An 8,358-nucleotide genomic window follows, 5' to 3' on the forward strand; every position below is an offset into this window, starting at 1 on the left:
CGAGGCCGTCGTCATCGCCGGTGAGGAAGAGGCCGTCCTGCGGATCGCCGAGGAGCTGGCCGCCGAGGGCCGCAAGACCCAGCGGCTCTCCGTCAGCCACGCCTTCCACTCGCCGCTGATGGACCCGATGCTGGAGGACTTCCGCCGGGTCGCCGCGAGCCTGTCGTACCGGGCGCCCAGCGTTCCCGTCGTGTCCAACGTGACCGGCGAGATCGCCTCGCCGGAGCTGCTGTGCGGCGCCGACTACTGGGTGCGCCACGTCCGGGAGACCGTCCGCTTCGCGGACGGCGTCCGGGCGCTGGGCGAGGCAGGCGCCACCGCCTTCCTGGAGCTCGGCCCCGACGGTGTCCTCACCGCCCTCGCCCAGCACACCCTCGACGGCACTGCGGCCGTGTCCGCCCTGCGCAAGGACCGCCCCGAGGAGACCGCTCTCCTCACCGCCCTGGCCCGGCTGCACGTCGCCGGAGTCCCCGTGGACTGGGCGGCATGGTTCGCGGGCACGGGCGCCCGCCGGACGCCGCTGCCGACGTACGCGTTCCAGCGCCAGTGGTACTGGCCGGAGCGCGCGACGGCGGCCGGCCACGGCGAGGCGGGCGACCGGGACCCGGTGGACGCCGCCTTCTGGTCGGCCGTGGAGCGCGAGGACCTGTCGTCGCTGTCGGCCGAGCTGGAGCTGGACGACGCCGCGCTGTCGGCCCTCGTACCGGCCCTGTCGTCCTGGCGCCGCAAGCGCGCCGAGCGGTCGGCCGTCGACGGTCTGCGGTACCGCGTGACCTGGCGCCCGCTGGCGGTCCCGGGCGCGAGCGCCCTGACCGGCACCTGGCTGGCGCTGCTCCCGGCGGGCCAGGCCGACGACCCGTACGTCTCCGCGCTGGCGGACGCGCTCGGCGACGACGCCGTGCGCGTCGAGGTCGGCGACGGCGAGCACACCGCGCTGACGCAGCGCCTCGCCACCTTGGGCACGGACTTCACCGGCGTCGTCTCCCTGTCCGTGACGACCGCGCCCGACGAACTCCTGCGCGTCCTCGTGGACGCCGGAGTCGACGCCCCCCTGTGGTGCGTCACCCGGGGCGCCGTCGCCACCGGCCGCTCCGAGGCGGTCGCCGACGACGCCGGAGCCGCCGCGTGGGGGCTCGGCCGGGTCATGGGCCTGGAGCGGCCCGAGCGCTGGGGCGGCCTGATCGACGTCGCCGACGTCCTCGACCGGCGCGGCGCGGACCGCTTCCGCGCCGCCCTGGCCGGCATCGACGGCGAGGACCAGCTGGCGCTGCGCTCCTCCGGCCTCCTCGGCCGGCGGCTCGTGCGCGTCGCCGCCCCCACCGCGCCGGACGCGTGGCGGACTTCGGGCACGGCGCTGGTCACCGGCGGCCCGGCCGGCTTCGGCGGCCACACCGCCCGCTGGCTCGCCGAGCGCGGGGCCCGGCACGTGCTGCTCGTCGGCGACACGGCACCGGACGCCTCCGCCGTGGCGGCTCTGGAGGCCGAACTCGCCGGCCTGGGCGCCGGGCTGACGGTCGCCACCGGCTCCCTCGCCGACGGCGAGACCGTGGCGGCCGCGCTCGCCGCGGCGCCCGCCGAGCACCCGCTGACCGCCGTCGTCCACACGGGCCGGGACACCGGCCCCGACTCGGACCCGGCCGCCTACCTCGCCGCGCTCCGCGCGGACGTCGCGGGCCTGGAGGCCGCCGTCGACGCGGCCGCCGGTGACGGCGCGGCGGACGTGACGTTCGTCCTCTTCGCCTCCATCGCCGGCGTCTGGGGCGTCAGCGGCCAGGGCGCCGGTGCCGCCGCGAGCGCCTACCTCGACACGGTGGCCCGGCGCCGCCGGGCGAGCGGCCTGCACGGCCTGTCGGTGTCCTGGGGCGCCTGGGCCGACACCACCCCGGACGGCCTGGCCGCCCACCTGCGCGCCAACGGCCTGCCCGCCATGGACCCCGGGCGCGCGCTCGCCGCGCTCGCCCTGTCCCTGGCCGCCTCCACGGCCGGCTCCCCGGCAGGCGAGGACGCCGCGGTGACGGTCGCCGACGTGGCCTGGGACCGGTTCGCCCCGGCCTTCGGCCGCTCGCGGCCCACCGTCCTCTTCACCGAACTGCCCGAGGCCCGCGCCGCCCTGACGCCCGCCAAGGGCGACGAGCGGGGCGCCGCGACCGGCCTGCGCGCCGAACTGGCCGCCCTCATCGAGGGCGACCGGGCCGAGGCGCTGCTCACCCTGGTCCGCACCGAGGTCGCCGCCGTGCTCGGCTTCGCCGACCCGGCGGACGTGCCGGCCGCGCAGGCCTTCCGGGACCTGGGCTTCGACTCGCTGACCGCCGTCGACCTGCGCAACCAGCTCGCCACGGCCACCGGGCTCACCCTGCCCGCCACCCTGGTCTTCGACTACCCGACGGCCGAGACCCTCGCCGCCCACCTGCTCGCCGAACTCCTCGGCGGCGACGGCGAGGACGAGCGCCGGACCGCCGTGCCCGCCACGATGGCCGCCGCCGACGACCCGATCGTGATCGTCGGCATGAGCTGCCGCTACCCGGGCGGCGTCCGCTCGCCCGAGGACCTGTGGGAGCTCGTCGCCGGGGAGACCGACGCCATCGGCGGCTTCCCCGACGACCGGGGCTGGGACCTGGACCGCATGGTCCACGGCGACCGGGACGGCCGGGGCCGCAGCGTCACCCGCGAGGGCGGCTTCCTCTACGACGTCGCGGACTTCGACCCGGGCTTCTTCGGCATCTCGCCGCGCGAGGCCATGGTCATGGACCCGCAGCAGCGCCTCGTCCTGGAGGCGTCCTGGGAGGCGCTGGAGCGCACCGGCATCGACCCGGCCGCGCTGCGCGGCGGCGACACCGGCGTCTTCATCGGCGGCGGCACCGGCGACTACCGCCCCGAGGCGGGCCAGCTCGGCCACGCGCAGACCGCCCAGTCGGCCAGCCTGCTCTCCGGCCGGCTGTCCTACACCTTCGGCCTGGAGGGCCCGTCGGTCAGCGTCGACACGGCCTGCTCCTCGTCCCTGGTCGCCCTGCACCTGGCCGCCCAGTCGCTGCGCAACGGCGAGTGCCCGCTCGCCCTCGCGGGCGGCGTGACGGTCATGTCCACCCCGGTGAACTTCATCGAGTTCGGCGAGATGGGCGCCCTGTCGGGCGACGGCCGCTGCCGCGCCTTCGCGGCGTCGGCGGGCGGCACCGGCTGGTCCGAGGGTGTGGGCGTCCTCGTCCTGGAGCGGCTCTCCGACGCCCGCCGCAACGGTCACGAGGTGCTGGCCGTCCTGCGCGGCTCGGCCATCAACCAGGACGGCGCCTCCAACGGCCTGACCGCCCCCAACGGGCCCTCCCAGCGCCGCGTCATCCGCCGCGCCCTCGCGAACGCCGGGCTGACGGCAGCCGACGTGGACGCGGTGGAGGCACACGGCACGGGCACCACCCTCGGCGACCCCATCGAGGCCCAGGCGCTGCTGGCCACCTACGGCCAGGACCGGCCGGAGGACCGTCCGCTGCTGCTCGGTTCGGTGAAGTCCAACATCGGCCACACCCAGGCCGCCGCCGGTGTCGCGGGCGTCATCAAGATGGTCATGGCCATGCGCCACGGCGTCCTGCCCCGCACCCTGCACATCGACGAGCCGTCCACCCACGTGGACTGGACGGTCGGCGCGGTCGAGCTGCTCACCGAGCGCGCCGACTGGCCGGAGACGGGCCGCGTGCGCCGGGCCGGCATCTCGGCCTTCGGCGCCAGCGGCACCAACTCGCACGTCATCATCGAGCAGCCGGAGCCGGTCGTGGTGCCTGCCAGCGCGAGCGCGCCCGAGGACGGCGGCCCGGTCGTGCTGCCCGTCCCCGTCTCGGCGGCCGCCCCCGAGGCCCTCAAGGCCCAGGCCGCCCGCCTGGCCGCCCATCTGACGGGCCGCCCGGGGCTGACCGTCGCCGACCTGGCCCGGGCCCTGGCCACGACCCGGTCGTCCTTCGAGCACCGGGCCACCGTCCTGGCCGCGAGCCGCGACGAGCTGCTGGAGGGCCTGACGGCCCTCGCCGACGGCCAGGCCGACCCGCGCGTCGTCCAGGGCCGCACGGCGGGACGCGCCGGAAAGCTCGCCTTCCTCTTCTCCGGCCAGGGCTCGCAGCGCCCGGGCATGGGCCGCGAGCTGTACGAGCGGTACCCCGTCTTCGCCGAGGCGCTGGACGCGGTGACCGCCCACTTCGACGGTGTGCTGGACCGGCCCCTGCGCGACGTGATGTTCGCCGAGGACGGCACCGCGCTGAACGACACCGGCTTCACCCAGCCCGCGCTTTTCGCCCTCGAAGTCGCGCTGTTCCGGCTGGTGGAGTCGTGGGGAATGCGGCCGGACTACGTGGCCGGTCACTCGATCGGTGAGATCGCCGCCGCGCACATCGCGGGCGTCTTCTCCCTCCAGGACGCGTGTTCCCTCGTCGCGGCCCGTGCGCGGTCGATGAACGCGCTGCCTTCCGGCGGTGCGATGGTGGCCGTCCAGGCCACCGAGGACGAGATCGCGGGGCGGCTGGTCGACGGCGTGTCCATCGCCGCCGTCAACGGCCCGCGGGCGGTCGTCCTGTCGGGCGACGAGACCGCCGTGCTCGCCGTCGCGGAGAAGTTCGCCGCCGACGGCCGCAAGACTAGGCGTTTGCTGGTCAGCCATGCGTTTCACTCCCTGCACATGGACGCCGTACTCGAGGACTTCCGACGGGCCGCCCGCGGCGTGACGTACGCCGCGCCGGCGCTCCCGCTCGTGTCCTGCCTCACCGGCGACCTGGCGACGGGGGAGGAGCTGTGCTCGCCCGAGTACTGGGTGCGGCACGTCCGCGAGGCCGTCCGGTTCGGCGACGGCGTCACCGCCCTCACCGGGCGCGGCGTCACCCGCTTCCTGGAGATCGGCCCCGACGGTGTCCTGACCGCCATGGCCCAGGACACCCTGGACGCCGCCTCCTCCCGGGCGGTGACCGTACCGGCGCTGCGCAAGGGCCGCGACGAGGAGACGTCCGTGCTCACCGCCCTGGCCCGGCTCCACGCCGACGGCCTGAGCCCGCGCTGGACGGCCGTCCTCGGCGCCGCCGACCCGGCGGCGCGCGTGGACCTGCCCACCTACCCGTTCCAGCACCAGCGGTTCTGGCCCGAGCACCGGCCCGCCGCCGCCTCCGGCACGACCGGGGGCGAGGACGAGGCGTTCTGGTCCGCCGTGGGCGGCGAGGACTTCGCCGCGCTGGAGTCGGAGCTGGACGTCGACGGCGACGCGCTCGCCAAGGTCCTGCCCGCGCTCGCCGACTGGCGTCGCCGCCGCGCCGAGCGGTCCACCGTGGACGGCTGGCGCCAGCGCGTCGTCTGGAAGCCCCTGACCGCCGCGCCCACCGGCTGCCCGGCCGGCACCTGGCTCGCCGTCGTACCCGCCGGACAGGCCGACGACCCCTGGGCCACCGGCGTCCTCGCCCGCCTCGGCGACGGGGCCGTACGCCTGGACGTCACCACCGGAACCGGCCGGGACGACCTGGCCGCGCTGCTGAAGGAACAGGCCGCCACCGGACGCGAGTTCACCGGAGTCCTCTCCCTGCTCGCCCTCGCCGCTCCCGGCGACACCGACGGCGTCCCCGAGGGCACCCTGCGCACCACCGCCCTCGTCCAGGCCCTCGGCGACGCCGGGATCGACGCGCCCCTGTGGTGCGTCACCCGCGGCGCGGTCGCCGTCTCGCCCGCCGAGCCGGTACCGGGCCTCGCCCAGGCCGGCGTCTGGGGCCTGGGACGGGTCGCCGCGCTCGAGCACCCGCGCCGCTGGGGCGGCCTGATCGACCTGCCGGAGACCCTCGACGAGCGGTCGGCGGACCGGTTCGCCGGACTCCTCGCCGACTCCGGCGGCGAGGACCAGCTCGCCGTCCGGCCCTCCGCCGTCTTCGGCCGCCGGCTCGTGCCCGTACCGGCCGACGCGCCCGTACGGGAGTGGCGGCCCACCGGCACCGTCCTGATCACCGGCGGCACCGGGGCGCTGGGCGCCCACGTGGCACGCGGCCTCGCCGAGGCCGGCGCGGCACACCTGCTGCTCGTCAGCCGCCGGGGTGCCGACGCCCCCGGCGCCGGGGAACTGCGCGCCGAACTCGCCGCGCTCGGCGCCGAGGTCACCCTCGCCGCCTGCGACGTCGCCGACCGCGCCGCGCTCGCGGCCCTCCTCGCGGACATCCCCGACGAGACCCCCCTGACGGGCGTCGTCCACGCGGCGGGCGTCCTCGACGACGGCGTGATCGACGGCCTGACCCCCGAGCGGTTCGCGGCCGTCCACCGCGCCAAGGCCGCCTCGGCCCTCGCCCTCCACGACCTGACCCGGGGCCTCGACCTCACGGTGTTCGCCCTGTTCTCCTCGGCGTCCGCCACCGTCGGCAACCCCGGCCAGGCCAACTACGCCGCCGCCAACGCCCTCCTCGACGCCCTCGCCGAGCGGCGCCGCGCCGAGGGCCTGGCCGCCACCTCCATCTCCTGGGGCGCCTGGGCCGGCGGCGGCATGGCCGCCGACGCCCGCGCCACCGCCGCCGCCCAGCGCACCGGCATCCGGCCGCTGGACCCGCGCCTCGCGGTCACCGCGCTGCGCCGGGCCGTCATGGAGAACGGGCCGACGGAGGTCGTCGCCGAGGTCGAACCCGCCCGGTTCGTCCGCGCCTTCACCGCCGTCCGGCCCAGCCCCCTCCTCGCGGAGCTCGCCCCCGCCGGCGACCCGGCCCCGGCCGGTCCCGGCGGCGACGACACCGCGCCGGGAGCGGACGGCGCGGCCCTGCGCGAGAAGCTGGCGGGCCAGAGCGCGGCACAGCGCACCGAGACCGTCTTGAACGTCGTACGGACCCGGGCCGCCGCCGTCCTCGGCCACACCGACGCCGACGCCGTCGGCGCCGACCGGGCCTTCCGGGACCTCGGCTTCGACTCGCTCGCCGCCGTCGAACTGCGCAACCAGCTCACGGCCGTGACCGGGCTGACCCTGGCCGCCACGCTCGTCTTCGACCACCCCACCCCCGTCGACCTGGCCGCCCACGTCCTGCGCGAGCTGCTGCCCGGCGCCGGACACGGCGACGACGGCACGGCGGAGGACGGCGGGATCGACGGCGGCATCGGCGACGGCATCGACCAGGCCGGCATCCGGGCCCTGCTCGCCTCCGTCTCCGTGGCCCAACTGCGCGAGATCGGCGTGCTGGAACCCCTGCTGAGGCTCGCCGCCACCACGGCCGCGGCCGACGACGCCACCACCGGGCGGCCGGCGGACCCGGACGGCGGCTACGCGGAATCGATCGACGAGATGGACGTCGACGCCCTCGTCCGGGCGGCGCTGGACGGCACTCCCGGCACCACCGGCTCCAACGACGACGAAGGCTGAGAGAGCGGAACATGACCACGCCCAGCGAAAAAGTAGTCGAAGCTCTCCGGGCCTCCCTCAAGGAGACCGAGCACCTGCGCCGGCAGAACCGCGCCCTGGCGGCCGCCGCCACCGAGCCCGTCGCCATCGTCGCGATGAGCTGCCGCTACCCGGGCGGCGTCCACACCCCGGAGGACCTCTGGGACCTCGTCGCCGCCGGTGGGGACGCCATCTCCGGCTTCCCCACCGACCGGGGCTGGGACCTCGCGGCGCTGCGCGAGGCCGGAGTCGACAAGCGCGGCAACAGCGTCAGCCAGGAAGGCGGCTTCCTCGACTGCGCGGCCGACTTCGACGCCGACTTCTTCGGCATCTCGCCGCGCGAGGCCGTCACCATGGACCCCCAGCAGCGCCTGCTGCTGGAGACGTCCTGGGAGGCGATCGAACGCGCCGGCATCGACCCGGCGACCCTGCGCGGCAGCCGGACCGGCGTGTTCGTCGGCACCAACGGCCAGGACTACGCCTACCTCCTCGTCCGCTCCCTCGCCGACGCCACCGGCGACATCGGCACCGGCATCGCGGCCAGCGCCACCTCCGGCCGGCTCTCCTACACGCTCGGCCTCGAAGGACCGGCGGTCACCGTCGACACGGCCTGCTCCTCCTCCCTCGTGGCCCTCCACTCCGCCATCCACGCCCTGCGGGCCGGCGAGTGCTCCATGGCCCTTGTCGGCGGCGTCAACGTCATGTCGTCACCGGGCTCCCTGATGGAGTTCAGCCGCCAGGGCGGCCTCGCCGCCGACGGCCGCTGCAAGGCCTACGCCGACACCGCCGACGGCACCGGCTGGTCCGAGGGCGTCGGCATGCTCCTCGTCGAACGCCTCTCCGACGCCCGCCGCAACGGCCACCCGGTGCTGGCGGTGGTGCGTGGTTCGGCGGTCAACCAGGACGGCGCGTCCAACGGCTTCACCGCCCCCAGCGGCCCCGCCCAGCAGCGCGTCATCCGCCGCGCCCTGGCCAACGCGGGCCTGACGGCCGCCGAG

At 76.7% G+C, this 8,358-nt stretch carries 2 protein-coding genes; both read left to right on the forward strand.

All coding sequences use genetic code 11. The features are described from left to right. A partial coding sequence (locus ACX9I7_RS32070) for a type I polyketide synthase (protein WP_459389333.1) occupies positions 1 to 7,342 on the forward strand: 7,342 nt, incomplete at its 5' end. A gap of 11 nt (positions 7,343 to 7,353) precedes the next feature. Continuing rightward, a partial coding sequence (locus ACX9I7_RS32075; RefSeq protein ID WP_459389334.1) for a beta-ketoacyl synthase N-terminal-like domain-containing protein occupies positions 7,354 to 8,358 on the forward strand: 1,005 nt, incomplete at its 3' end.

This window comes from Streptomyces sp. L500 (genome assembly GCF_054551825.1).